A 24,919-nucleotide genomic window follows, 5' to 3' on the forward strand; every position below is an offset into this window, starting at 1 on the left:
GGGCTGGTCGGCGCGACCGGCCGGGGGCTGGTCGGCGCGACCGGCCGGGACCTGGTCGGCGCGGGCGCGCGGGGAGCCGCCGACGACGATGGTGCGGGGCGTCGGGCGGGCGGCCCGGGGCAGCCGCACCCGCAGCAGTCCGTGGTCCATCACCGCGTCGACGCCGTCCGGGTCGATCCGGGCCGGCAGGTCGACCCGGTACTCGAAGCCGCGCGTCTCGAAGCCGCCCGGGATGCCCTGGTCGGCGTTGACCTCGGCCTCGGACCGGGCCCGGACGCACAGTTCGCGGTCGTCCAGCTCGACGGCGACCTCCTCGGGCGCCACCCCGGGCAGCCGGACGATCACCTCCCAGCCCTCGGGGACCTCGACCAGCTCGACCTCGGGCGGGCCGGACCGCCCGCCGACCAGACGACTCAGCTCGGAGCGCAGCGACTGGAGTTCGCCCACCGGGTCCCAGCCCTGCTGCCGGCGCCAGCCCGCTCCGCTCACCGGGACTCGCCGATCCGGGTGCCGGCCGCGCCGCCCGACCGTAGCGAGCTGGGCGCGTCCAGGTGCGCGTCCCGGTCCACCCCGACGCCGAGCCGATCGACCAGCTCGCCGCCGAGCCAGGCGCTGACGCCGAGGATGCCCAGGCCGACCACCTCGATGGCGATCAACGCGCCACCGGCGGCCCGGGAGTCGGCGTTGAGCCGTACCGCCCAGACGGCGGCGAAGAGCAGGATCACCGCGACGTTCGCGGCGGCGTGGGTCAGGGCCACCCGCTTGGCCCGGGTACCGGAGGGGATCGCCAGCAGGTCGAACAGCCCGGCGCCGGCGGCGAGCAGCCCACCGACCAGGCCGACGGTGAGGTTCCAGTACGCGACCTCGCCGAGGAAGTCCGGCCCGCCCACCGTGTCGATGACGTCGAAGAGCACGGTGGTGACCAGCAGGGCGACCGGGAACATCACCAGCATCGGGTGGACGGGGTGGCCCAGCACCTTCAGTCGGCTCTCCATCGGGGCCTCCAACCGCCTCGGGCGTCGCCTTGCCGCCCGTACCCCCGATCGTCGGGGGTAAACGTCGGGCCGGCCGGCGACCTTGACTGGACGACGGTGTGCCGAGCCGTGCTGGGCGCGGACCACCGCCACCGAGATCAACGCGCGTGGACCGGGCCCGTGACGCCCGCGTCGCCGCCCGCCGGGCCACCCGCTCGGCGTCACCCGACCGGGGTCGTGAAACGGATTTTCCGATATCCGAAGAACCTTCCGGCCCTACGGTGAACTTGCGCCAGGAAAGGGCGTTTTGTCCCTTGGCCGAAGGCTGGCGTGACCCGATTCGAGAGGCGACGACCATGCACGACCTTTCCCGTCGAAAACTGCTCACCACGACGGCTACCGTCGGTGCCGGGGCGCTCGTGCCGGGCATCGTCTCCGGGGGCGCACCTGGTGCCGCCGCCGACAGCGGCCCGGCGTCACCCCCCGGCCGGGACCGCCCGACCCCCGGCGGGGAGCGGCCCACACCCGGCTGGGACGGCCCGCCGGCCGAACTCACCGGCCGGATCGTCCGCCCCGGCGACCCCGACTACCCGAGCGCCAGCCTCGGCTGGGACGAGTTGTTCGAGCACTATCCGCTGGTCATCGTCTTCGCGCAGCAGACCCGGGACGTGGTCAACGCCCTCGCCTGGTCGCGGCAGAACGACGTCGCGCTGCGGGTGCGCAGCGGTCGGCACAGCCTGGAAGGCTGGTCGAACGTCGACAACGGCATCGTGATCGACGTCAGCGAACTGAAGTCGACCGAGATCGACACCGCCGCCCGTACCGCGAAGGTCGGTGCCGGGCTCAACCAGTTGGAGGCGGTGACCGCGCTCGGGCAGCGGAACCTCGCGGTGACGACGGGTACCGAGGGCAGCGTGGGCCTCTCCGGCGCGACCCTCGGCGGCGGGTTCGGCTTCCTCACCCGGTACCTCGGGATGGCCTGCGACAGCCTGATCGGGGCCGAGATCGTCGTCGCGTCCGGCACGCACGGCGCGAAGGCGATCGAGGTGGACCTGGACGACCACGAGGACCTGCTCTGGGCGCTGCGCGGGGCCGGCAACGGCAACTTCGGGATCGTCACCTCGCTCACGTACCGGGTGACACCACTACAGAGCGTCGCCTACCTACAGGCCACCTGGACGGGCCTCGGCGATCTGCGGGGGGTCTTCGACACCTGGCAGCGCACGGCACCCTTCGCCGACCACCGCCTCGGCACCCAGGTGGAGATCCACAAATCCCAGATCCTGCTGTTCGCGGTCCTCGCCGAGGGATCGGCGGCCGAGGTGAAGGAGCTGCTGAAGCCGGTACTGTCGATCGGCAGCCCACAGGTCACGGTGCAGACCGGCGGGTGGGGCGAGATCTACGCCGGATTCCAGATCCCGACCGCGGACGAGCCCGCCAACTGGAAGTTCTTCTCGCAGTTCACCAACGAGCCGTTCCCGAGGGAGGCGATCGAGGTGATCAGCGCGTTCATGGCGGACGCCCCCACGGAGGACAGCAACTTCTTCACCCAGGCGTTCGGCACCGGGGCGCAGAACCGCCCCCCGCGCGGCGGCTCGGCGTTCCCGCACCGCGACGCGCTCTTCTACTCCGAGCCGGGCGCCGGATGGGGTACCCGGGGCGTGCCGAACAGCGGGGACGCCCTCACCCCGGTCGCCCAGGCGTGGATCGCCGAGTTCAGCCAGGCCCTGCGCCCGTACGTGCACGGCGCGTACGTCAACGTGCCGAACATCGGGATGCAGGACTGGGAGACCGCCTACTGGGGCCGCAACGTCGACCGGCTCCGCCGGATCAAGGCGAAGTACGACCCGTACAACATCTTCCAGTACGAGCAGAGCATCCCACCCGCGACCTGCTGACCTGCCCCCCCCTGGCCACCGCCGCCGGTATCGAGGTGCGGCCCGCCGGGACACGAGGCCCTGACCGGCACCGCCTCCGGTCAGGGCCTCGCCGTCGGGTCGCTCGGCCTGCCGATCGACAGGTTTGCCACCGGGCCGAACCGGCAACCACCGGCGTCACACAGACAGTCCACAGGGGAGGTATCGACGAGCCAGGCCACCGTTCACGACAGCCACAAGTCCGCCGCCGCTCCCGCCAGCGGGGCCGGCCGCACCAACGTGCTGGCGATCCTGTCGCTGGTCTTCGCCTTCGTCGCCTCTCCCGTCGGCATCGTCCTGGGCCACCTGGCCAAGCGGCAGATCCGCCAGACCGGCGAGCAGGGCTCCGGCCTGGCCACGGCCGGCCTGGTGCTGAGCTACGTCTTCACCGGCCTCGCGGTCCTCTTCTTCGAGATCTTCGCCGTCCTGATCGCCAACGCCGACCGCGCCGCCACCACCAACTGACCCCGGAACGGCGGACGAGGCACAGGACAGGGGTACGCCGACCTGGCGCGGCGGGTGCGCGGCCGTGATCTGTCGGCCCGGCCCCACCCTGCCTGCCGGCCGTTCACCCGAACGAGAGAACGCCCATACCGCCTCAATACACCCTTCGCCTGCCGCCTTCGGAACCCTCGAAATAGATGTTGGGAGATTTCGGCCCCCATAGGGGCCACGCGGCTCCAAGATCTCTCCGAGCCCATCGCCAGAGCGGCGACTTTTGGGGCACAAGGGACAGGGTGATCTGCCTACCCGTCAGATCCGGCGAGGACGCGCAGCAAGCAGTTCGGCGCACTTTCAGCATTGCGGGACACGGAAGGCCCTCTGACCGTCGGTCGTTCACCGAGACCTGAGGGCCTTCCCGCACCGAGCCGCCGGACGGAAGCGACGGGCGCACGGCGACCCGGCAGGACGCCTGGTTGCGGGTCGAGTGAACTAGGTGCAGACGATGCAAACGTAGCTGAACGGAGACCGGCGGCCAGCCCCTGCGGACGCGCCAGGGTAGCAGCGAACGGTTACAACACGTAATGTGCGCACTACAGCATCGGGCCGCGCAGGGCCCGGTCGCCCTCGTGCGGGAGGGGCCATGCCGGCGCGCATCCGGACCATTGTCGACCCGACGTTCGCTGCCGAGCTGGCGCGCCTGCGCCAACGATGCGGCCTGTCGCTACGCGACCTCGCCCGGGCCGTCCACTACGGCAAGAGCTACCTGCACGATCTGGAATCCGGGCGGTCCCGGCCGACGACCGAGGTCGCGGTCCAACTCGACCAGGCACTGCACGCCAGCGGGGTCCTCGCCGCGCTGGTCGTCGACGCGCCGGCCGTGACCACTCCCGACGACGATGACCGCATTGCGTACGTGGTCGACCATCCGAGCCGACTGGACGCACGTACCGTCGAGTTGCTCGCTGACGCGCTGGCCGCCCAGCGGCGTCTGGACGATGCGGTCGCGGCCCGGCTCATGCTGCCGGCGGCGGTGCCGCAGTGTCGGGCGGTGCAGGAGGTGGCGGCGCAGGCCCGGGGGCCGCACGCACCCGCCCTTCACGAGGTGGCGGCCGAGTGGACCCAGTTCCTGGGCTGGCTGTACGCCGAGGACGGCCGGCACGGCAAGGCGGTACGGGCGCTGACCGAGGCTGCCGACCAAGCCGACGCGGTCGCTTCCGGGGTGCTCGCCGCCCAGGCAGAGAACTTCCTCGGCTACGTGCAGCGGCACCGGCGCAATCCTCGCGGCATCGTGCGGCACTTCCTCGCCGCGTACCACACCCCCGGGTCAACCGTGCTGCAACGGATCGGCGACGGCGTCCAGGCCGCCCACGGGTACGCGCTGCTCGGCGACCGGGCCGCCGCAGTGCGCCTGCTCGCCGAGGCGAGCGACCTGGTCGAGCAGGCCGAATCGGCGTCGGCACCGCCGTCGGCGTACTGGCTGACGCCGACGTTCGGCCGCATGAACATCGGCCTCGCACACCTGGCCCTCGGCGAGGAGACGACAGCGGCGGATCATCTGCGGGCCGGGCTGGACAACCTGCCAGAGGACCAGCGTGACGCTGAGTGGACCACGGAGTATCGGCAGGCCCTGGTCGCCGCAGGGGGCTGAGCTGCGGAGCCGGACAGTTTCCGGACAGGTCACGGACGCCGCCACCCTCCCGCCCATGCACTGAGTGACCGCATGATGCTCGGTGGGTGGCGGCGGTCATCCGTGACCTAGCGATGTGTGCAGCCGCCGCCACCCTCCTCTCCCGGGGCCAGCCTGCGTAGTGCCGCCCCGGCTACCCGAGCAGGGGGATGGCGATGATCAGACGTACCCGCAAGGCTGCCGAACCGCCGGTGTCCGGGGCCGCGATCCAGGCCGCCGAGCACGAGGCCGCGAGGCGGCGGATCCTCGACCAGGCCGAAGCCGAGCGCACCCCGGTCGACGTGCCCACCCCGACCGACGCCGTGCAGGTCGGGCGGCGCGGCGGCCGGAGGTCGGCCCGGTGAGCGTGGACGAGGCGGTCGACCCGCTGAGCGTGGCCATCGTGGCCCGCCGCGTCATCGCCGCCCACGAGGCCGGCCGGCCCTGCCGGCGGTGCGGACCTGGCACCACCGCCGACTGCACCGAGGCCCGGTGGTTCCGGGACCAGGTGGCAGTGCGGTGAGCGAGGTGCCGATAGGCCGGCGGGTGGCGTACTGGCGGGGCCGGCGGAACATGTCGCAGCAGCAGTTCGCCGACCGGCTCGGCAAGTCGAAGAGCTGGGTGGACAAAGTCGAACGCGGTGCCCGCTCCCTCGACCGGGTGTCGGTGATCCACGACGTCGCGCAGGTACTCGCCCTCGATCCCGACATCCTTCTCGGCGGTGACCACCGGCCCGAGCCGGCGCAGTCTCCTGCCGAGACGGCGGACGGCGTCCAGGCCGTCCGGGCGGCGCTGACCCGGCACCCCGCCCTGACGGCCCGCCCGACCGTACCGGCACCCGACCCGGACCGGTACCGGACACGCATCGCACACGCCGACGCGGTGTACGGACACGGCCGGTACACCGTGCTGCTCGAACTCCTGCCCGGCCTGCTTCACGACAGCTACCGGATGGCGGTCGACCACCAGGTCCAGGCGTACCGGCTCACCACCCTGACCCTGGTGAAACTCGGCGCTGCCGACCTGGCATGGCTGGCCGCCGACCGGGGCCTGGCCGTCGCCGCCAGCACGGATGATCCGCTACTGGCGGCCGTCGCCGCCGCGCCACTCGGCCAGGCCCTGCGCGCCGCCGGCCGACACCGCCACGCCTTCGAGACAGCAATCGTCAGCGCACACCAGATCGCACCACTCACCGACGGAACCGGCACGCCCGCCGAACGGGCCGCGTGCGTGATGCTGCTGCTCCAGGCCGCGCTCGCCGCCGCCGGACACCGCGACCGGCCGACGGTGACCGAACTCCTGGACGACGCACACGGGATGACCGAGCCGGCCGGGGCAGAGCGCGCGGCCGTCGAGGCCGCCCGAATCGCCGCAGCGGCAGCACTGGGCGAGGGTCGGAGCGCTGTCGACCTGCACGAAGACCTCACGGCCGGCCCCGGATGGCCGCTGCTGCCCCTCGAACACCGGGCCGCGCACCTGGTCGACGTCACACCGGCTTACGTGCTGGCCGGTGACCTGGTCGCCGCCGGCCGGGCACTGCTGGACGCGGACCGGCTCGCGCCGGCAGAGGTCCGGATCCGGCCGACTGGTCGGACGACCCTGGCCAGGGTGCTGGCCGGCACCGGTCGGCCCGATCCGCTTCTGCTGGTGCTGGCGGATGCGGCCGGCGTGGACGTGGCCCGGTGAGCGCGCTGAGGGTGCCGGCCGGTACCCGGCTGTCGCTCGCCGCCGGCGAGTGGGCGAGCCACCTGGGTCTGCCCGGAGCGACGCCGCTGGAGGTGCGGACCGTGGCGGTGCAGGGGGTGGCCGATCCGCCGGCACCGGTCGGCATGCTGTGGGTACGCGGGCATCTGCCGGAGTGCTCGGGGCCGGGCGCGTGCGCGCGGTCATGGTGCGTGCGGGTCACCGTACGCCTGGACGTGCTCTACGACGCGGTCGCCGGTGGCCCAGATCAGGCGGTTGTCCACACGCCGGCTCCCGGCCGGTAGTGCACGGTTTCGTACACTGTTGATCTCTGCGAGACACGGAAAGACCCTCTGACATTTGAGTGTTTACCCAGGTCAGAGGGTCTTCCCTCACCGAGCCGCCTGACGGAATCGAACCGTCGACCTACGCATTACGAGTGCGTCGCTCTAGCCGACTGAGCTAAGGCGGCAACGATCGTCGAGTGTACGGCACGAACCGCCCCCGGGCCGAGCGGGATCCCCGTATCCACGGCGAGGCGGACCGGACGCGCCGGGCGTCGGTCGGCGGACAGCGGTTCCCAGGAAGCGGCACTACGCTGCGCCGGGTGAGCGACGATTCCACCCCCGTCGTCGACCCGGACGACCCGCACGCCAGCGAGGCGGCCGGTGGCCGGCCGGCGCACCGGCCGCGTACCACCGACCCGCGTGAGCTGGGCTTCACGCCCCGCAAACCGGTGCCGTGGCTCGCGCCGCTGCTGCTGATCAGCACCGGGCTCCGGACCCTGCTGGCCATGCTGTTCGGGGCGTACCTGGACAAACGTGAGCTGCAACGGGCCTTCGGCGACGGGGTGTCCCGGCAGGTGGGGCCGGACGGCGGGCTCTGGCTCGACTACGTCGCCGATCTGGGCGACGGCTTCAACGCCACGTACTCGGTGGCGTACCTGCTCGCCCAGCGGGAGCTGACCGTCGACGGGCACCGGCTGCCCCGGGCGCAGACCCTGGTGATGGGGGGCGACCAGGTCTACCCGTCGGCCAGCTACGAGGCGTACGAGGACCGCTGCAAGGGGCCGTACCAGGCCGCCCTGCCGGTCACCCCGCCCGAGCGGCCCACCCTCTTCGCGGTCCCCGGCAACCACGACTGGTACGACGGGCTGACCGCGTTCCTGCGCCTGTTCGTGCGGACCCGGGACCGGCACTTCGGCGGTTGGGGCACCGGCCAGACCCGGTCGTACTTCGCCGTCCAGCTACCGGCCGACTGGTGGCTGCTGGGGCTGGACGACCAGTCCGGCTCGTACCTGGACGACCCGCAGCTCACCTACTTCCACCAGGTGGCCGGGCGGCTCGGCCCGCACTCCCGGGTGATCCTGGCCGTGCCGGCGCCGACCTGGGTCAAGGCCGTCGAGGACCGGACCGCGTACGACTCGATCGACTACTTCATCCGCACGGTGATCGCGCCGACCGGGGCCCGGGTCCGCCTGATCCTCACCGGCGACTCGCACCACTACGCCCGCTACGCCGGCCCGGACCGCCAGTTGATCACCTGTGGCGGCGGCGGGGCGTACCTCTCCCCCACCCACCGGTTGCCCGAGCGGATCGAGGTGCCGCCCCGGGACACCTTCTCCCGCCGGGCCAGCAAGACCCGGGAGTACGAGCTGGCCGGCCGGTACCCGGAGGCGGCCCGGTCCCGGCGGTACGGCTGGGGCGTCTTCGCCCGGCTGCCCCGCCGCAACCCGGGTTTCGCCACCCTGCTCGGTGCCCTGCACACGCTGCTGATGCTCGCCATGGCCGGGGTCTCGGCCAACGACGTGGACAGCACCGACCAGCGGCTGTTCAGCGTCCCGCTGGTGATCATGCTGGTGGTGACCCTGCTCGGGGCGGCCTTCTTCGCCAAGCCGCCCACCGCCAGCGGCAACCGGCAGGCCCGGCACTGGATCCTCGGCACCGGCCACGGCCTGGCGCACATCGGGCTGGCCGCCGCCGGCACCTGGGCCTGGCTGAGCCTGCCCGTCCACGACTGGGCCTGGCCGCTGCCGGCGCTCGCCGCCGCGGTGCTGTACGGCCCGGTCGCCGGGCTGGTGGCCACCCAGGTCGTGGCCGGGTACCTGCTGATCGCCGGGACGTTCGGGGTGAACCTGAACGAACTCTTCGCCGGGCAGGGCATCGAGGACGCCAAGGCGTTCCTGCGGATCCGGATCGACCCGGACGGGACGCTGACCGTGTACCCGATCGCCGTCGACCGGGTGGCCCGGCGCTGGCGGGTCAACCCCGACCCCGACCCCGAGTCGTCCTGGCTGGTCCCCGCCGGCCCGCTGCGGCCCCGGCTGGCCGAACCGCCGGTCGTCGTCGCCCCGACGACCACCCCGGCGGCGGCGACCCCGCGAGCCGGTGGGGGTCAGGACAGGTAGTTCCGTACGCCGGTCAGCGCGCCACGCTCTGCGGGCCCGACTGGTCCCGGCTGTCGTAGGCGCGACGGGAGCCGCAGACGTCGGCACGGGAGCACATGGAGCGTGAGCCGTCGGCGTCCAGACGCACGGTGACGGCGTCGCGGGGGACGCTGTGGCCGACCACCTTGCCGTCGCCCTCCGGAGTGGAGACCCGGGAGCCGATCGCCGGGGCGGACTCCTGGAACTTCGCGTACAGCGGATGCTCGTACTTGAGGCAGCACATCAGCCGGCCGCACGCCCCGGAGATCCGCAGCGGGTTCAGCGGGAGGTCCTGGTCCTTGGCCATCCGGATGGTCACCGGCTCGAAGTCGTTGAGGAAGGTGGCGCAGCACAGGTCCCGGCCGCAGGAGCCGATCCCGCCCTGCACCCGGGCCGAGTCCCGGGCGGAGAGCTGGCGCAGCTCCACCCGGCAGTGCAGGGTGGCGCCCAGGTCCCGGACGAGGGAGCGGAAGTCCACCCGGTGCGGCGCGGTGAAGTAGATCGTGGTCCGGTCGCTGCCGCCCTCCCCGCTGGACAGGACGTGGTCGACCGCCACCACCTTCATCGGCAGGCCGTGCTCCCGGATCAGCCGCTTCGCGGCGACCTTCGCCTCGGCCTTGCGCCGCCGCAGCGTCTCGTCCCGGCGCAGGTCCTCCTCCCGGGCCAGCCCGACCAGCCGGGGGAAGCCGTCGGTGTCGTCGGTGACCCACTGGGCGGCCCAGACGCACTCGGCCACCTCGGGCCCGTCGTCGGTCGGCACCAGCACCTTGTCGCCGACCTGCGGGCGCAGCTCCCCCGGGTCGAGGTAGTACAGCCGCCCGTACCGGTTGAAGCTGACCGCGCAGAGCATGCCCATGACTCCACCCTACGACGCGCCGACCCGACCCGTCCGGACAGGTGTGGCCGGACGGTCACCCGACGCGACGATCCACGATGATCGAATCGATCGATCCGAGTGCCCGGCGGGCGTCCCGTGCCGGCCCGGTCGGCCCGACGGCCGGTCCCGGCTCGCCCGGACGGCTGAATCATGGTGCGGCGGGGAGACAGCGGGCCGCCGGCGGCGTTGAGTGGAGGCAGGCCTGCGGGGGGTGCAGGAAAGGCCGCGGCGTCGCGCCCCGTCCACCGGGAACCCCGGCCGGGGCGCGACGCCGCGCCGCTCCACCGTGGACGGGCCGGGTCACCACCCCAGCCGGGTCGGGGTGTCGTGGCGCACCGGACGCTCGACCGGCGGACGCCAGGGCGCGGGGCCGAGGCTCGGCGACCACTCCCGCAACAGCGTCTCCGCGCCGTCGTAGGCCACCGAGAGCACCGCGAGCACCCGGCGGGCGATCTCGGCCGCCTCGGCGGCACCGACCCGACCCGACCCCGGCTCCCGTTCGGCCGCCTGGGGCGAGGTGGCCGCCACCACCGCCACCGCCTCGGTCGAGCCCAGCACCTCGGCGAGCGTCCGGGCCAGCGCGGCCCGGCTGCCGTCCACCCAGTCGGCGAGCGCGTCGGCGTACCCGGCGGTGGACTCCAGCCGGCCGACCAGGCTGTCCGGCCCCTCGTCGAGGTGACGCAGCAGGGCGGCCCGGGACTGCCCGTACGCCGAGGCGGCCGGCCCGGACCAGGCGACCGGGTCGGTGAGCGTGGCGCTGGCCTGGTCGTACCCCCGGACGAGCCGGCGCACCGCGTGGCCGGCGGTGGTCAGCGGCGCCGGGTGCAGATCGAGGAAGCCACGGACCGCCTCCCCCGGCAGCACCTGGAGCCGGCGCAGCAGCGGCCAGACGGGGTGCCCCTCCGGTGCCCCGGCGGCGAGCAGGGTGTCGACCCGGCGCAGCAGGTCCAGCCCCGGCTCGGCGAGGCGGTCCAGGGCGTCCATCACCGCGCCCCGAGCCACCGGTGGCCCCCGGCGTCGACGCCGGCCGGGCGGTGCCCCGGGACGTCCACGCCGGCCGGGCGGTGCGCCGGGCCGGCCGGGCGGAACCCGGTGACGTCCGCGCCGGGCGGGTGGTGCGGACCGGGGTCCGGGCCGGTCAGCCGGTCCCGGGCGGCGGCGTCGGTGTCGGCGTACCGCTCGGCGGCCTCCCGCACCGCGATGGCGGCGGCGGCCAGCCGGGCGGCGGCGGCCTCCGCCTCCCGGGCCCGCTCGTCGGTCGCGGCGGTCCACCGGCGGTGCAGGGCCCGGCCGATCTCGCCGGGGCGACCGGCGGCGTCCGCACCGAAGGCCGGGTGGGCCGGGTCGGTGGCGGTCACCCGGCGGGCCAGGTCGGTCAGGGTGGCGCTCGCCTCGTCGAGGCGGGCCGCGAGGGCGCGCAACGGCTCCATCTCAGGCCCCCGCGAGCGGCCGGTACGCGGCGAAGGTCTCGTTGTGCAGCTTCTCCCGGGCCCACTGGGCGGCGTCGGCGGCGGCGGTGATGGCGGACCGCACGGAGGCGGCGACGGCACGCGGGTCCCGGGAGTGCAGCGGGCCGAGGAAGCGCACGTCGGTGATCCGGCCGTCGGCGGCCACCACCACCTCGACCAGCCCGTCCGGCGAGCGGACGGTGACCTCGACCGTCGCCACCGCCTGGTCGAACTCGGCCTGGAGGGTCTCGATCCGGCGGTACCGCCGCACCGCCTCCTCGATCCAGGCCTCGTCGATCTCCCCCCGCGGCATCGGCGACCCCTCCCCGGCACTGCCTCACGCAGCGTGCCACCGCCGTCACGGCGACATCACCGGGGACCGTACCGCACACCAATTGCACCTGTCGATGCCTGTGGACAGCCGGCCGGACGGCCCGGACCGAGGGGCCAGCGCCGCCGGGCCGAGGAGTCACCCCTTCCTGACCGAGCAGTCAGCTTCCGGGGGTGGTGGGCGGCCACCCGGGCGGCCCGCGCGGGGCGTCAGCCCTTCCAGAGGGCGAGCATCATCGCCTCCACCGCGATCCGTGGCTTGACGTTCGCCGCGATCGCCGTCCGGCAGGTCAGGACCGCCTCCAGCCGGCGCAACGCCCCCTCGGCCGCCCACTTGCGCGCCCCCGCCCCGGCCAGCTCGGCGGTGTCGGCGTGTACCGGCGCGACGGGCGCGCCGACCGCGGCGGCCAGCGCGTCCCGGTAGAACCCGGCCAGGTCGACCAGGGCCCGGTCCAGGGCGTCCCGCTGGGCCCGGGTGGCCCGCGACTTCTGCCGCTTCTCCAGCTCCTTGATCTGCCCGGCGCTGCCGCGGGCCGCACCGGCCGCGCCCCGCCCGGTGCCGCCCGCGCCGAGCGCGGTCTGCAACGCGGCCTTCTCGGCGGCATCGACCTCGGCCACCGCCGCCTCGGCCTCCGCCTCGGCGGCCTCGATCAGCGCCGACGCCGCGTCGAAGGCCGCGCCGACCCCGGTCAGCCGGCGGGGTACCGCCAGCACCGCCGCCCGCCGCTGCTGGGCCTGCGGGTCCCGGGCCAGCAGCCGGGCCCGCTCGACGTCCCCCTGCGCGGCGGCAGCCGCCCACCCGGCCGTCTCCGGGTCGATGCCGTCCCGGGCGACCAGCACCTCGGCCACCGCGCCGGACGGCGGCTGCCGCAGCGGCACCAGTCGGCACCGCGACCGGATGGTCACCGAGACGTCCTCCGGGTGGGTGGACGGGGCGCAGAGCAGGAAGACCGTCCGGGGTGGCGGCTCCTCGATCGCCTTGAGCAGGGCGTTGCCGGCCGCCTCGGTGAGCCGGTCGGCGTCGGTCACCACGACCACCTGCCACCGCCCGCCGGACGGGGTGCTGGCCGCGCGCAGCACCAGGGCCCGCATCTCGGTGACCCCGATGGAGAGCCCCTCGGGCACCACCAGCCGGACGTCGGCGTGGGTGCCGGCCAGGGTGGTGTGGCAGCCGGGGCACTCGCCGCACCCGGTGCCGTGCACGCACTGGAGGGCGGCGGCGAAGGCGCGGGCGGCGACCGACCGGCCCGACCCCGGGGGCCCGGTGAAGATCCAGGCGTGGGTCATCCCGGCACCGGGGGTGGCGGTGCCCTGGAGCACACCGGCGGCGGCCGTGGCGGCCCGGCGCAGGGTGTCGACCGCCTCGTCCTGCCCGACCAGCTCGGCGAAGACGTCGGGCATCAGGTCCGGTGCCTCACGGTCACCAACTCCTCGTCGGATAACTCCGGCCGCCCCGGGGTCTCCGGCGCCTCCGTCGGGCGGGGCTTGACCAGGCCCTCCGGCTCGGCCAGCAGCTCGTCGACGCGACGGGCGACCAGCTCGGCGATCTCCTCGGCCGGGCGGGACGCGTCGAGCACCAGGTACCGCTTCGGGTCGGCGGCGGCCAGGTCGAGGAAGGCGTACCGGACCCGCTCGTGGAAGGCGACCGACTCGGCCTCCAGCCGGTCGGCGTCCGCGCTGCGCGCGGCGACCCGGGACAGGCCGGTCCGCGGGTCGACGTCGAGGAGCACCACCAGGTCGGGCTTGAGCCCACCGGTGGCCCAGGAGGAGAGCCAGGAGACCTCGTCCACCGGCAGGGTCCGCCCGGCCCCCTGGTACGCCAGGGACGAGTCGACGTACCGGTCGCTGATCACCACCGCGCCCCGGACCAGGGCGGGCCGGACCACGGTCGCCACGTGGTGCGCCCGGTCGGCGGCGTAGAGCAGCGCCTCGGCGCGCGGCGACGGCGCGTCGGCCGAGGTGGTGCCCAGCAGCAGGGCGCGGATCCGCTCGCCGACCCCGGTGGCGCCCGGCTCCCGGGTCACCAGCACCTCCCGGCCCTGCCCGTCGAGCCGCCCGGCCAACTGGCTGACCTGGGTCGACTTGCCGGCGCCCTCGCCGCCCTCGAAGACCACGAAGAGCCCGGCGGAGACGAACGGCTCGGCCGGCATCAGCGGGCGGCCCCGGATCGAGCCCCACAGGTCGGCGAGGACCGGCACCCCCTTCTTGTCGTCCATCTGGCCGAACGCGCTGATCCCGGCGAAGATCCCGGCGGCACCGGCGGCGAGCAGCAGCAGGCGGGTCGAGGAGATGGAGATGCCCAGGTCGACGATGTTCAGCTGGCGCGAGCCGCCGACACCGGCGAGCAGGCTGCTCAGGCCGATCGCCAGGATCAGCACCATCCGGGTGCCGATCTGGACCACCGCGAAGACCCGGCCGCGCACCTCGTCGGCGATCTCCCCGCCGAGCAGGGTGGTGCCGGCGAGGAAGGCCATCCCGGCGCCCGCGCCGACCAGGACCGCCCCGACCATCGCCATCGACAGGTGGATAGCGAACGCGAGGGTCATCACGGACGCGCTGGCCAGCACGATGCTCATGCCGAACCACCGGCGGCGGGACATGTCCCGCACGATCATCGGGCCGAGCCCGATGCCGAGCGCCAGCCCGATGAAGATCGCCCCGAAGAGCAGGAAGAACGCGGCGTCACCGGCGCCCAGCGAGTTGGCGAAGAACCGGGCGGTGCCGATCACGATGCCGCCACCGGCGAAGGCACCGAAGATACCCAGCACCAGGCCCCGGACCAGCGGGGTCTGCCCGATGAACCGCCAGCCCTCGACGAACTGGCGCACCATGGTCTGCTCGGCGCGTTCCTGCTCGCTGGCGCGGGACTGGCTGATCTCCTTGATGCCGAAGGCGACCACCAGCGCGGTGGCCAGCCGGGAGAGGGCGTTGAACCAGAGCGCCAACTGCGCCGGCTCGGCCCAGTTGGGCATGTCGCCGCCGGTCACCGCCCGGACGCTGCCGTCGAGCACCGCGATCACCAGGGCGGCGAAGACCGGGGTGAGACCGTACGTGGTGATCAGGGTGAGCTGGTTCGCCGCCTCCAGCCGGGCCCGGGGGATCAGGTTGGGGACCGCGGCCTCCTTGGCCGGGATCCAGAGCAGGGTGACCGTCTCGATCAGGAAGGTCGCCACGGTGGCCCACCCGACCACCACCGGGCCGCTGGCGCCGAGCAGGGCGACCAGCGGGATCGAGGCGAACAGCACGAACCGCAGCACGTCGCAGATGACCATCGTCCAGCGCCGGTCGAACCGGTCGGCGAAGACGCCCGCGATCGGCCCGAGCACCAGGGCGGGAAGCAGCCGGATGGCGATGACGATGCCGAACGCCGCACCCTGGGCGGTGCTGCCCTGCACCTGGGCGGCGGCGAAGACCGAGGTGGCGAGCAGGCCCAGCCAGTCACCGAAGGAGGCCGCGCCGAGCACGATCCAGAGCCGGCGGAACGGCCGGATCCGCAGCACCGAGCGGATGCCCGCGTACCCGGAGAGGTCGGCCTTGCCGGCGGCCGGCGCACCGCCGGGCGGCCGGGTCGACTCGCCGGTGGGCTGGTCGGTGGGTCCGGCAGCGCCGGTCGCGTCGCTGGTCGGCGACACGCCGGACGGCTCGCCGTGCTGCTGGCTGTCGATGGCCGTACCTCCGCGTGCCGGCCCATCGCTGGGCGCCCCGGTGGAACACTCTAGTCCCGGTGGGGAGCCGCCCCGCCGCGACATTGCCTGCTCGCCGCAGCCTAGGTGGCCGATGCCACCCCCCGCAGCCCGGCATAGGTGAGGGTATTTCGCATTACCGTCTCGACAGTTAGCGTGCACCAGTGACCACTGAACGTGACAAACTTCGCGAGCGACTCGAACGGGCGACCGCCCATCTCGACCCGCCGTACGCGGTGGTCGACCTTGCCGCCTTCGACGCGAACGCGGTCGCCCTGACCGACCGGGCTGCCGGCAAACCGCTCCGGCTGGCCAGCAAGTCCATCCGCAGCCGGGCGCTGGCCGGCCGGGCCCTGGGGCGGCCCGGCTGGCGGGGCGTGATGGCGTTCACCCTGGCCGAGGCGATCTGGCTGGCCCGTACCGGGGTGACCGACGACGTGCTGGTGGCGTACCCCACCGTCGACCGGACGGCGCTGGCCGAGCTGACCGGCGACGCCACGCTCGCCCGGACCGTCACCCTGATGGTGGACGACCCCGGGCAGCTCGACCTGGTCGACGCCGTCCGCGCCCCGACCGGTCGCCCCGGGGTACGGGTCTGCCTCGACCTGGACGCCTCCTGGCGACCCCTCGGCGCACGGGTGCACATCGGGGTCCGCCGCTCCCCGGTGCACTCCGCGCGGGCGGCGGGCGCGCTCGCCGCCGCCGTCACCCGGCGGCCCGGGTTCACGCTGGTCGGGCTGATGGCGTACGAGGCGCAGATCGCCGGCCTCGGCGACGCGCCCCCCGGGCAGGCCGCGCTGGGCGCGGCGATCCGGGCCGTGCAGCGCCGGTCGTACCGGGAACTGCTGGCCCGCCGGGGCGCGGCGGTGCGCGCCGTCCGCGAACACGCCGACCTGGAGTTCGTCAACGGTGGCGGCACCGGCAGCGTGGCGGCCACCAGCGCCGATCCCGCGGTCACCGAGGTCACCGCGGGTTCCGGCCTGTACGGGCCGACGCTGTTCGACGGGTACCGGGTCTGGCGCCCCACCCCGGCGGCCTACTTCGCCTGCGCGGTGGTCCGTCGCCCGACGCCCGGGATGGCCACCGTGCACGGCGGTGGGTGGATCGCCTCCGGCCCGCCCGCCACCAGCCGGCTGCCCACCCCGTGGCTGCCGGCGGGGCTGCGGATGGTCGGTGCCGAGGGCGCCGGGGAGGTGCAGACCCCGCTCACCGGCCCCGGGGCGGTGGGGCTACGGGTGGGCGACCGGGTCTGGTTCCGCCACGCCAAGGCCGGTGAGCTGTGCGAACGGGTCAACGAGCTGCACCTGGTCGTGGGCGACGAGGTGGTCGACACCGTGCCCACCTACCGGGGCGAGGGGCGGGCGTTCCTCTGACCGGCGGTGGAGAGCGCGGGCGGGGCGCACCCGGTGCCCGCGGGTGGTCAGCCGGGCGGGGTGCGCTCGGCCGGGGCGTCGACCTGCCGGTGCAGGTACTCCCGGATCAGCGCCTTGGCCTCGGTCAGCACCCGCTCGTCCCCGTCCGGCGACCGGCGGAAGGCCAGCTTGATCAGGGCGTCCGCGGCCTCGACGGCGATCTCCAGGATGAAGCGCAGCCGGGGCTCGTCGGCGATGCCGAAGCGCTCGATGAGCACCCGGGCGAGCTGGTCGGCGATCACGCCGTTGTTGTCCCGCTTCTCGTCGAGCAGGTGCAGGTCGACCACGTCGCCGAAGTGGAGGGTACGGAACCCCGGAACCGTCCGGTGCATCGTGATGTACTCGTCGATCCCCGCGTCGACCCCGTCCCACCAGTGGGTGAGGTCGTCGGAGGCGAAGCGCTCGTCGAGCCGCTGGAGGTAGGACTCGATGGTCCGCAGGGTCAACGCCTGCACGATCGCCCGCTTGTCCGGGAAGAACTGGTAGACGGAACCGATCGCCACCTCGGCACGCTCGGCGAGCAGGGTCGTGGTCAGGCCCTCGTACCCCACCTCGTCGACCAGCTCGGCGCAGGCGTCCAGCATCCGCTGGACCCGAGCGACGCTTCGACCCTGCACCGGTACCCGGCGCAGCGGCCCGGTCGTGGCGGCTGGTGTGGACACTCGGCGCCACCCCCCTTCGACGGATGAACATATCTGCACGTCACGACTGTGTGACTACCGGTTCTAACGAGCCGACCTCGATTGCGGTATTTACCAGGCACAACGTTCCTGTTATGAAGACGGTTCACATTCATGTCGAGGAGTTCCGATGGCCGGTACCGCCGCACCGCGTGTCGACTGGTCGAACTGGGCGGGCAACCAGCGGGCCACCGCCGCCGCCGTGCTGCGCCCCGGCTCCGCCGAGGAGGTCGCCGAGGCCGTCCGGACCGCCGTCGCGCGGGGCCACCGGATCCGCCCGGTCGGCAGCGGCCACTCCTTCACCGCGCTCGCCACCACCGACGGGTACCGCCTGGAACCGCCCCGCCCCACCGCTGTCGGTGCCGGCGGCCCGGACGCCGACCCGCCCCCGGCCGGAATCCGGGTCGACGCCGCACGGCGGCAGGTCACCGTACCGGCCGGACTCACCCTACGGGAGTTGAACGGTCTGCTCGCCCGGCACGGCCTGGCCATGCCGAACCTGGGCGACATCGACGCGCAGACCGTCGCCGGGGCGATCTCCACCGGCACCCACGGCACCGGGGCGGCACTCGGCTGTCTGGCCACCACCGTCACGGCGCTGACCCTGGTCACCGGCACCGGCGAGGTGCTGCGCTGCGCCGCCGACGAGCACCCGGACGTCTTCGCCGCCGCCCGGGTCTCCCTCGGCGCGCTGGGCGTCCTGGTCGACGTGACCCTCCAGTGTGTCGACGCGTTCGTGCTGCACGCCCACGACCGCCCCGACCGGCTCGCCACCGTCCTGGCCGACCTGCCGGCGCTGGTCGAGGCCCACGACCACGTCGAGTTCTTCTGGTTTCCCTACACCGACCGGGTGCAGGTCAAGACCAACGACCGGGTACCGGCCGACGACCGGCCGCTGCCCCGGTGGCGGGGCTGGCTGGACGACGACTTCCTCGCCAACACCGTCTTCGGCGGGGCCTGCCGGCTCGGCCGGGCACTGCCGGCGCTGGCCCCGACGATCAGCGCCGGCATCGCCCGCGCGGTGGGCGAGCGCCACTACACCGGCCGCTCCGACCGGGTCTTCTGCAGCCCGCGCCGGATCCGCTTCACCGAGATGGAGTACGCGCTGCCGCGCGCCGCCCTGCCCGAGGCGCTCGACGCGCTCCGGCGCATCGTCGACGGCCTGCCCTTCCGGGTGCTCTTCCCCGCCGAGGTGCGGTTCACCGCCGCCGACGACATCTGGCTGTCGCACAGCCACGGCCGGGACTCGGCGTACGTCGCCGTGCACCAGTACGTCGGCATGCCGTACGAGCCGTACTTCCGCGCCTTCGAGCAGGTGGCGACCGGTCTCGGCGGCCGGCCGCACTGGGGCAAGCTGCACTGGCGCGACGCCGCCTCGCTCGCCGGGGCGTACCCCCGGTTCGCCGACTTCCACCGCCTCCGCGACCGCCTCGACCCGCACCGCGTTTTCACCAACCCCCACCTGACCCACATCCTCGGCCCCTGACAACCGGAGGGCGAGCCGGAGCCGGAGCCGGAAAGATCTTGGAAGAAAGTGGCCCTTGCGGGGGCCGTTTTCTTCCAAGGTCTTCCACCGTGGGGGTCAGGCGGACCAGCCGGCTTGGCGGAGGGCGGCGCGGAGTTGGGTGAGGACCTGGTCGGGGTGGGCGCGGAGCGCCCAGACCGGGAAGCGGAGCACCCGGTCGCCGTCGATCCAGAGGTCGTTCTGGCGACGCATGTCCGACCATGCCGTCTGCGGGTCCAGGTGCTGCCCACCGTCGATCTCCACGTGCACCCGCCACTGCTCGAAGTACGCGTCAAGGTAGCGGCGGCGACCGGCCGAGTCCCGGCGTACCCATTGCCGGGTCGGCTCGGGCAGCCCGGCCCGCCGGACCAGGCCGAGGAAGTCCAACTCGGCCAGGGAGTGCGCGCCACCGGCAGCGTCGGTGGCGATCTCCAGGATCAGCCTCCGACGGTTGACCCGGGGCAGACGGTCGAGCACCCGGTGCAGATCGTCCCCGCCCACCAGGCGTTGCTGGAAGCCGGCGGCGATCACGGCCCGCGCCCGGGCGTCGCTGTCGGCCCACTGTGCCGCGTCGATGAGCGACCGGGCCGGCCTGGTCCGACGGGGCGTACCGATGTCGAGCACGTCCTCGGCCGGCAGCCGGGTCGTACGGTGGAGCCGCACACCCGGCGGCAGCGGGCCGCGCCGACGGTCGGCGGGCAGCAGCAGATGGACGACCTGGGTCGAAAAACCACGCAGGCCACCCGCCTCGGCGGCGGTCAGCCCGCCGAGCACCGCCTCCGGCCCGGCCGCCAGCACCGCGATCCAGCGGAGTTGGGCCGCGCTGACCGGGCCGCTGTGCGTGACGAAGACCGCTCGGTGGACCTGCCGCCAGCGGCGGGTGGCCACCCGGTGCCGGATCGCCTTGCGGGACAGGTACCGACCGGCCTGGTCGAGAGCGATCACGTCCTCCTGCTGAGAGAGCAGCCAGGTCAACTCGTCGGCGGTGTCACCGGGCAAGGACCGCCCCCACCCCGCACCTGTCCAGCCAGCACCCGCATCGGTCGCCACCGGCCCACCCTGCCCAACCGCGCCCGTTCTCCGCTGCCCCTGTGGACAACGCACCGCCCAGCAAGAAGACCTTGGAAGAATGTGGCCCCTTGAGGGGCCATTTCCTTCCAAGGTCTTCCGGTGGGACGGGGTCAGTCGGTGGGACGGGGTCAGTCGGTGGGGGTGGTGGCCTTCCGGGGGGCGGCCTTCTTGGCGGGGGTGGCCTTCTTGGTGGCCTTCGCCGGGGTGGCCTTGCCGGCGGTCGCCTTGGTCACCTTCGCGGTGGTCGCCTTCGCGGTGGTGGACTTGGCCGCCGTGGTCGACTTGGCGGCGGTGGTCTTCTTCGCGACGGCCTTCTTGGCGGCCTTCTTCTTCGGTGCCGGCCCCTTCGCCCGCTTCTCGGCGAGCATCTCGGCGGCCTCCTCGATGGTCAGCGCCTCCGGGGTCTGCCCGCGCCGCAGCGAGACGTTGGTCTCCCCGTCGGTGACGTACGGGCCGAACCGGCCGTCCTTGATGACCAGCGGCTTCTCGGTGGCCGGGTCGACGCCCATCTCCCGCAGCGGGGGCGCGGCGGCCCGGCGCTGGCGGGTCTTCGGGGCGGCCAGCAGCGCCAGCGCCTCGTCCAGCGTGACGGTGAACATCTTGTCTTCCGAGTCCAGCGAGCGGAACTCGTCACCACGCTTGACATACGGGCCGTAGCGGCCGTTGTTGGCGAACACCTCGGCGCCGTCCGGCGCGACCCCGACCAGCCGGGGCAGGCTGAGCAGCTGCAACGCCTGGTCGAAGGTGAGCGAGTCCGGCGACTGCGAGCGCAGCAGCGACGACTTCCGCTCGCCGCTGGAGACGTACGGGCCGAAGCGGCCGGACTTGAGCACGATCGGCTCCCCGGTCGCCGGGTCGTCGCCGAGCTTGCGCTCGCCACCACCGCCGAGGAACAGTTCGTGCACCTTCTCCGGGGTCAACTCGTCCGGGGCCAGCCCCTCGGGGATCGGGGCCCGGTCGCCCTGGGCGCCGCCCTCCTCGCCCTCCGCCGGGGCCGCCTGCTCCCCGCCGGGCAGCTCCCGCTGGAGGTACGGCCCGTACCGGCCGACCCGGACGACGACCTCGCGCCCCTCCTCGTCGGTGTGCAGCGGGATCGAGTTGACGCTGCGCGCGTCGATCTCGCTGAGGTTCTCGGTGACCAGCTTCTTCAGCCCGCCCGAGCGGGCGATGGTCTGGTCCCCGGCCCCGTTGGTGCTGCCGAAGTAGAACGAGGTGAGGAAGTCGACGGCGGCGTGGTCGCCCCCGGCGATCTCGTCCAGCTCGTTCTCCATGCTGGCGGTGAAGTCGTAGTCGATCAGGCGCGGGTAGTGCCGCTCCATCAGCCCGATCACCGCGAACGCGAGGAACGACGGGATCATCGCCTGGCCGCGCTTGACCACGTACCCCCGGTCCTGGATGGTCTGCATGATCGAGGCGTACGTGGACGGACGCCCGATGCCCAGCTCCTCCAGGGCCTTGACCAGCGACGCCTCGGTGTACCGCGACGGCGGCTGGGTGTGGTGCTCCTGCGCGGCCAGCTCGTCGGCGGTGAGCGGCTGGTCCTTGACCAGGTTCGGCAGCCGGCGCTCGGCGTCCTCCGCCTCGGCGTTCTCGTCGTCGCTGGACTCGACGTACGCGCGTAGGAAGCCCGGGTCGGTGATGGTCTTGCCGGTGGCGCCGAAGTCGGCCTCCTCCTGGGCGGAGGAGACCGCGCGGATGCGCACCGAGACGCTGGAGCCGACCGCGTCGGTCATCTGCGAGGCGATGGTCCGCCGCCAGATCAGCTCGTAGAGCTTGAACTCCTCGGTGGAGAGTTCGTTGGCGACCTCGCCCGGGGTGCGGAAGTTGTCCCCGGCGGGGCGGATCGCCTCGTGCGCCTCCTGGGCGTTCTTCACCTTGCCGGTGTAGCGGCGCGGCTCCGGCGGCACGCTGCGCTCGCCGTACAGCTCGACGATCTGCCGGCGGGCCGCCGCGATGGCGGTCTCCGACAGGTTCACCGAGTCGGTCCGCATGTAGGTGATGTAGCCGTTCTCGTAGAGGCGCTGCGCGGTACGCATCGTCTGCTGGGACGAGAACCGCAGCTTGCGGGCCGCCTCCTGCTGCAACGTGGAGGTGATGAACGGCGCGTACGGCCGGCGGCGGTACGGCTTCTCCTCGACCCGGGTGACGGTGAACGGCCGGTCCTCCAGCCGGGCGGCCAGCCCCCGGGCGCCCCCGGCGTCCAGGTGCACCACCCCGGCGCCGGGCCGGACCCGGCCCGTGGTCGGCTCGAAGTCCTTGCCGGCGGCGATCCGGTCGCCGTTCAGCGCGACCAGGGTGGCGTTGAAGGTACGCGGCCCGTCGCCCGGCCGCACCACGGCGAGGGTGGCCAGGATGTCCCAGTACTCGGCGGAGCGGAACGCCATCCGCTGCCGCTCCCGCTCGACCACGATCCGGGTCGCCACGGACTGCACCCGGCCCGCCGAGAGCTTCGGCATGACCTTCTTCCACAGCACCGGGGAGACCTCGTAGCCGTAGAGGCGGTCGAGGATGCGTCGGGCCTCCTGGGCGTCGACCAGGTCCCGGTCGATTTCCCGGGGGTTGGCGACGGCGGCCTGGATCGCCGGCTTGGTGATCTCGTGGAAGACCATCCGCTTGACCGGCACCTTGGGCTTGAGGGTCTCCACCAGGTGCCAGGCGATCGCCTCGCCCTCGCGGTCCTCGTCCGTGGCCAGGAAGATCTCGTCGACCTCCTTGGCGAGCTTGGTCAGCTTGCTGATCTGCTGCCGGCGGTCCGGGGAGACCACGTAGAGGGCGTGGAAGCCGTTGTCGACGTCGACCCCGAGCCGGGCCCACGGCTCGCCCTTGTACTTGGCGGGCACGTCGGCGGCGTTGCGCGGCAGGTCGCGGACGTGACCGAAGCTGGCCTCCACGACGTACCCCGGGCCGAGGTAGCCCGAGATCGTCTTGGCCTTCGCCGGTGACTCGACGATGACCAGACGGGTGGTCCTGGCGTTGCTCGGCACGTTACTCCCCGACCTCACTCCTGCTCGTGGCCCATCGACTGATCATGATGATCAGGCGCGGACCGCCTCCGGGCCACCGGCGGTCCGGACGTCCAACGTAACGCGTTGTCCGCGTTTCGGGTTTCGCGGGCGGTGACCCGTCCCGCCACGGTGGTGGCGGCCGACGTCACCGGGGCCCGCCCGTCCCGAACGGCGCCACCGTACACCGTGAGTAGGGCACGCAGTGGGTGAGCGCGACGAAACCGGGCCCCCGGCTGAGCCGTGACCTGCCCGTCTTCTGTCGCAAACCAGCCTCCCGGCTGTCCCCCATCGGACACCCCCACGCTCGTTCGACCCGGTTGATCAGGATTTGTACGACACCCGGTCCGGTCCGCCCGGGGCGAACTTCGTGATCACCGCTCCGGGGCGGAGACCGGGGTGGGTGGCGGGCCGGACGGTGTGGGCCAGTGCGTGGACGGCACGGTGGGCGGCGGGTCGCCGACCAGTTCGGCCAGGCGGGCCACGCGGCGACGACCGGTGATCCGGTACGCCGGGCCGCCGGCCGCCGCGTCGAGGAGCACCCCGGGCAGGCCGACGGCGGCCAGCGCGGCACCGACCGACGCCCAGCCGCCCTCGTCGGCGCCGAGCCCGAGCCGGAACCCCGACGGGTCGGCGCTGCCGGCCGCCGCCAGCCAGAGGCGCAGCCGCCGGCCGTTGAGGTGGAACCCGGCGGGCGGGCGCTGGACACCGCCGCGCAGCCAGGCCACCGCGAGCGGCGCCAGGGTGCTGGCGTACGAGGTGCGGACGGCGTACTGTTCGCCGGCCGGTTCCCAGGTGGCGGAGATCCCACGGCGGGCAAGCTCGGCCACCAGCACGTGCACCCGCCAGGCGTCGTCCAGCACGATCGCCAGTCGGGCCGTACCGCCCATCCGGACCACCTCCCCCGGCCCGGCGAGCAGGCCGGCGAGATCGGCCACGGCGGGCTCGGCCGCCTCCGCACCGAACAGCGAGAGCTGCCGCCCGCCGGCCTCGGTCCCGGCGGGCGGGCGGTGGGGCCCGGGTGCCGGCTGCCGGGGCGACGCGGGTGGGACGGGCCGGTCGGGGTCAGCCGGGAGCGGCCCGGCCGGGTCGAGCGGAAGCTCCGGGGCCGGATCGGCTACGGGTTCGGGCTGCGTCAGCGACACTCCGGGACCTCGTCGAAGGCCTGCTTGAGCTCTGTCGAGTGCAACCGGCTGGTGTCCAGGGCACTCGCGTCGTACTCCTCGTTGAGCGTCGCCACGGCGGACCGGACCCCCTCGTAGAACGCCTCGGGTTCGCTGGTGCTCAGCCCGTCGATGGTGTCCCGGGCCCGACCGTACGCGTCCCGCACCTTGCCGAGCGAGGCGCGGAAGCCGGTGGAGACCTCCTCGCCCTGGTCGGCCCGGGGCACCCCGGCCTCCGCCACCTTGCGGCGGGCAGTCTCGCTCGCCTCGGCCGCACCGGCGAAGAGTCGAACCAGATTCTCCTTTGCCTGCGCGGGAGTGGTCTGCGCGGTCATCTGCTGCTGGGTGCTGCTGGTCAGCTTGCTGATCTCCGCCCGCCAGGGGGCGAGCGCCTCGCAGACCGAGGCGGCCCAGGCCCGGGGGGCGGGGCCGCTGGCACAGCCGGCGAGCGCCAGGAGCGTGGCCAGGAGCACCGTCAGCTTTCCGGCGGCTGTCGCCCGGCAGGTACGCATGCGTTGCAGGGTACGGCCTCCGGCGCCGCCCGCCACCCGTCAGGTTTGCCGGGGTACCCCGGCGGCCCGTTCGCCCCAGGGCCCGGTCGGGGTCTCCGTGGAGCCCGGTCGGGGTTCGGTGGGGCCCGG

The 24,919-nt window shown here is 73.8% G+C and carries 22 protein-coding genes, 1 tRNA gene and 1 pseudogene; 10 read left to right on the forward strand and 14 right to left on the reverse strand.

The features are described 5' to 3' along the window. Both AWW66_RS23385 and AWW66_RS23390 read right to left on the reverse strand, forming a co-directional pair. Window positions 1-489 (reverse strand): Hsp20/alpha crystallin family protein (locus AWW66_RS23385; protein WP_157527766.1); only part of this gene is annotated, 489 nt, incomplete at its 3' end. Then, a complete protein-coding gene (locus tag AWW66_RS23390; RefSeq protein ID WP_067370447.1) occupies window positions 486-995 on the reverse strand; it encodes a DUF2231 domain-containing protein in 510 nt (169 codons plus the stop codon). The genes AWW66_RS23390 and AWW66_RS23385, both read right to left, overlap by 4 nt. A gap of 335 nt (window positions 996-1,330) precedes the next feature. Between AWW66_RS23390 and AWW66_RS23395 the strand changes: the two genes are divergently transcribed. The 7 genes from AWW66_RS23395 (at window position 1,331) to AWW66_RS23420 (ending at window position 6,988) form a co-directional block, all read left to right on the forward strand. Beyond that, window positions 1,331-2,872 carry an FAD-binding oxidoreductase gene (locus AWW66_RS23395; protein WP_067370450.1) on the forward strand — a complete coding sequence of 514 codons (1,542 nt, stop codon included), beginning with the start codon at window positions 1,331-1,333 and terminating at the stop codon, window positions 2,870-2,872. A gap of 258 nt (window positions 2,873-3,130) precedes the next feature. Continuing rightward, window positions 3,131-3,355, forward strand: coding sequence for a DUF4190 domain-containing protein (locus AWW66_RS32970; protein ID WP_067370452.1), 225 nt, complete (start codon window positions 3,131-3,133; stop codon window positions 3,353-3,355). 619 nt (window positions 3,356-3,974) lie between these two features. Further along, window positions 3,975-4,982 carry a helix-turn-helix domain-containing protein gene (locus AWW66_RS23405; protein WP_083978818.1) on the forward strand — a complete coding sequence of 336 codons (1,008 nt, stop codon included), beginning with the start codon at window positions 3,975-3,977 and terminating at the stop codon, window positions 4,980-4,982. 194 nt (window positions 4,983-5,176) lie between these two features. Beyond that, window positions 5,177-5,365 carry a hypothetical protein gene (locus tag AWW66_RS23410; protein ID WP_157527769.1) on the forward strand — a complete coding sequence of 63 codons (189 nt, stop codon included), beginning with the start codon at window positions 5,177-5,179 and terminating at the stop codon, window positions 5,363-5,365. Next, a complete protein-coding gene (locus AWW66_RS33940) occupies window positions 5,362-5,523 on the forward strand; it encodes a hypothetical protein (protein WP_157527772.1) in 162 nt (53 codons plus the stop codon). Before AWW66_RS23410 ends, AWW66_RS33940 begins: the two co-directional genes overlap by 4 nt. Continuing rightward, window positions 5,520-6,686, forward strand: a complete 1,167-nt coding sequence (locus tag AWW66_RS23415) for a helix-turn-helix domain-containing protein (RefSeq protein ID WP_067370457.1) — start codon at window positions 5,520-5,522, stop codon at window positions 6,684-6,686. The genes AWW66_RS33940 and AWW66_RS23415 overlap by 4 nt, the downstream gene beginning before the upstream one ends. After that, window positions 6,683-6,988 (forward strand): hypothetical protein, encoded by a 306-nt coding sequence (locus AWW66_RS23420; RefSeq protein WP_067370460.1) that lies wholly within the window; start codon window positions 6,683-6,685, stop codon window positions 6,986-6,988. Before AWW66_RS23415 ends, AWW66_RS23420 begins: the two co-directional genes overlap by 4 nt. Window positions 6,989-7,081: 93 nt before the next feature. On the opposite strand, the gene AWW66_RS23425 is transcribed toward AWW66_RS23420, so the two are convergent. Then, window positions 7,082-7,155 (reverse strand) — tRNA-Thr (locus AWW66_RS23425). Between the two features lie 54 nt (window positions 7,156-7,209). Here AWW66_RS23425 and AWW66_RS23430 point away from each other — a divergent pair. Continuing rightward, entirely contained in the window at window positions 7,210-9,090 is a 1,881-nt protein-coding gene (locus AWW66_RS23430) for a metallophosphoesterase family protein (protein WP_396890710.1), read from the forward strand. Between the two features lie 13 nt (window positions 9,091-9,103). Here AWW66_RS23430 and AWW66_RS23435 read toward each other — a convergent pair whose 3' ends face one another. The 6 genes and pseudogenes from AWW66_RS23435 to tmk all read right to left on the reverse strand — a co-directional run bounded on the left by AWW66_RS23435 (window position 9,104) and on the right by tmk (window position 15,512). Beyond that, window positions 9,104-9,964: a PSP1 domain-containing protein gene (locus AWW66_RS23435; RefSeq protein WP_067370466.1), complete on the reverse strand. Its 861-nt coding sequence runs from the start codon at window positions 9,962-9,964 to the stop codon at window positions 9,104-9,106. A 321-nt stretch (window positions 9,965-10,285) separates the two neighbouring features. Further along, window positions 10,286-10,969, reverse strand: a complete 684-nt coding sequence (locus AWW66_RS23440; RefSeq protein ID WP_067370493.1) for a hypothetical protein — start codon at window positions 10,967-10,969, stop codon at window positions 10,286-10,288. Between the two features lie 149 nt (window positions 10,970-11,118). Continuing rightward, window positions 11,119-11,415 (reverse strand): annotated as a pseudogene (locus tag AWW66_RS23445) (hypothetical protein); the annotation flags it as partial. A 1-nt stretch (window position 11,416) separates the two neighbouring features. Then, on the reverse strand, window positions 11,417-11,746 hold the full coding sequence (locus tag AWW66_RS23450) for a YbaB/EbfC family nucleoid-associated protein (RefSeq protein WP_067370469.1): 330 nt from the start codon (window positions 11,744-11,746) through the stop codon (window positions 11,417-11,419). 227 nt (window positions 11,747-11,973) lie between these two features. Further along, window positions 11,974-13,164 (reverse strand): DNA polymerase III subunit delta', encoded by a 1,191-nt coding sequence (locus tag AWW66_RS23455; RefSeq protein ID WP_067370472.1) that lies wholly within the window; start codon window positions 13,162-13,164, stop codon window positions 11,974-11,976. Further along, window positions 13,164-15,512 (reverse strand): dTMP kinase, encoded by a 2,349-nt coding sequence (gene tmk / locus AWW66_RS23460; protein ID WP_281179623.1) that lies wholly within the window; start codon window positions 15,510-15,512, stop codon window positions 13,164-13,166. The genes AWW66_RS23455 and tmk overlap by 1 nt, the downstream gene beginning before the upstream one ends. A 98-nt stretch (window positions 15,513-15,610) precedes the next feature. On the opposite strand from tmk, the gene AWW66_RS23465 reads away from it, so the two are divergent. Beyond that, entirely contained in the window at window positions 15,611-16,819 is a 1,209-nt protein-coding gene (locus tag AWW66_RS23465) for an amino acid deaminase/aldolase (RefSeq protein WP_067370475.1), read from the forward strand. A 47-nt stretch (window positions 16,820-16,866) separates the two neighbouring features. Here AWW66_RS23465 and AWW66_RS23470 read toward each other — a convergent pair whose 3' ends face one another. Beyond that, window positions 16,867-17,442 carry a TetR/AcrR family transcriptional regulator gene (locus tag AWW66_RS23470; RefSeq protein WP_067370477.1) on the reverse strand — a complete coding sequence of 192 codons (576 nt, stop codon included), beginning with the start codon at window positions 17,440-17,442 and terminating at the stop codon, window positions 16,867-16,869. A gap of 226 nt (window positions 17,443-17,668) precedes the next feature. Here AWW66_RS23470 and AWW66_RS23475 point away from each other — a divergent pair, with 226 nt between their 5' ends. After that, window positions 17,669-19,024: a D-arabinono-1,4-lactone oxidase gene (locus tag AWW66_RS23475; RefSeq protein WP_067370480.1), complete on the forward strand. Its 1,356-nt coding sequence runs from the start codon at window positions 17,669-17,671 to the stop codon at window positions 19,022-19,024. 96 nt (window positions 19,025-19,120) lie between these two features. Here the strand turns inward: AWW66_RS23475 and AWW66_RS23480 are convergent, their stop codons facing one another. The 4 genes from AWW66_RS23480 to AWW66_RS23495 all read right to left on the reverse strand — a co-directional run bounded on the left by AWW66_RS23480 (window position 19,121) and on the right by AWW66_RS23495 (window position 24,790). Further along, window positions 19,121-20,041 carry a DUF559 domain-containing protein gene (locus AWW66_RS23480; RefSeq protein WP_067370483.1) on the reverse strand — a complete coding sequence of 307 codons (921 nt, stop codon included), beginning with the start codon at window positions 20,039-20,041 and terminating at the stop codon, window positions 19,121-19,123. 200 nt (window positions 20,042-20,241) lie between these two features. Beyond that, window positions 20,242-23,097 (reverse strand): type I DNA topoisomerase, encoded by a 2,856-nt coding sequence (topA, locus tag AWW66_RS23485; protein ID WP_067370485.1) that lies wholly within the window; start codon window positions 23,095-23,097, stop codon window positions 20,242-20,244. Window positions 23,098-23,489: 392 nt separating this feature from the next. Further along, window positions 23,490-24,260: a hypothetical protein gene (locus AWW66_RS23490; protein ID WP_396890709.1), complete on the reverse strand. Its 771-nt coding sequence runs from the start codon at window positions 24,258-24,260 to the stop codon at window positions 23,490-23,492. Further along, window positions 24,251-24,790: a hypothetical protein gene (locus AWW66_RS23495; RefSeq protein WP_067370488.1), complete on the reverse strand. Its 540-nt coding sequence runs from the start codon at window positions 24,788-24,790 to the stop codon at window positions 24,251-24,253. Before AWW66_RS23495 ends, AWW66_RS23490 begins: the two co-directional genes overlap by 10 nt. Between the last annotated feature and the right edge of the window lie 129 nt (window positions 24,791-24,919).

It is taken from the genome of Micromonospora rosaria, from assembly GCF_001567585.1.
In the GTDB taxonomy this organism is placed as follows: domain Bacteria; phylum Actinomycetota; class Actinomycetes; order Mycobacteriales; family Micromonosporaceae; genus Micromonospora; species Micromonospora rosaria.

What these genes read in the sequence shown, in the direction of transcription:
- AWW66_RS23390 (WP_067370447.1), bottom strand. Translation starts at nt 995, where the DNA reads ATGGAGAGCCGACTGAAGGTGCTGGGCCACCCCGTCCACCCGATGCTG.
- AWW66_RS23395 (WP_067370450.1), top strand. Translation starts at nt 1,331, where the DNA reads ATGCACGACCTTTCCCGTCGAAAACTGCTCACCACGACGGCTACCGTC.
- AWW66_RS23405 (WP_083978818.1), top strand. Translation starts at nt 3,975, where the DNA reads ATGCCGGCGCGCATCCGGACCATTGTCGACCCGACGTTCGCTGCCGAG.
- AWW66_RS23410 (WP_157527769.1), top strand. Translation starts at nt 5,177, where the DNA reads ATGATCAGACGTACCCGCAAGGCTGCCGAACCGCCGGTGTCCGGGGCC.
- AWW66_RS23435 (WP_067370466.1), bottom strand. Translation starts at nt 9,964, where the DNA reads ATGGGCATGCTCTGCGCGGTCAGCTTCAACCGGTACGGGCGGCTGTAC.
- AWW66_RS23440 (WP_067370493.1), bottom strand. Translation starts at nt 10,969, where the DNA reads ATGGACGCCCTGGACCGCCTCGCCGAGCCGGGGCTGGACCTGCTGCGC.
- AWW66_RS23450 (WP_067370469.1), bottom strand. Translation starts at nt 11,746, where the DNA reads ATGCCGCGGGGGGAGATCGACGAGGCCTGGATCGAGGAGGCGGTGCGG.
- AWW66_RS23455 (WP_067370472.1), bottom strand. Translation starts at nt 13,164, where the DNA reads ATGCCCGACGTCTTCGCCGAGCTGGTCGGGCAGGACGAGGCGGTCGAC.
- tmk (WP_281179623.1), bottom strand. Translation starts at nt 15,512, where the DNA reads ATGTCGCGGCGGGGCGGCTCCCCACCGGGACTAGAGTGTTCCACCGGG.
- AWW66_RS23470 (WP_067370477.1), bottom strand. Translation starts at nt 17,442, where the DNA reads ATGCTGGACGCCTGCGCCGAGCTGGTCGACGAGGTGGGGTACGAGGGC.
- AWW66_RS23475 (WP_067370480.1), top strand. Translation starts at nt 17,669, where the DNA reads ATGGCCGGTACCGCCGCACCGCGTGTCGACTGGTCGAACTGGGCGGGC.
- AWW66_RS23495 (WP_067370488.1), bottom strand. Translation starts at nt 24,790, where the DNA reads ATGCGTACCTGCCGGGCGACAGCCGCCGGAAAGCTGACGGTGCTCCTG.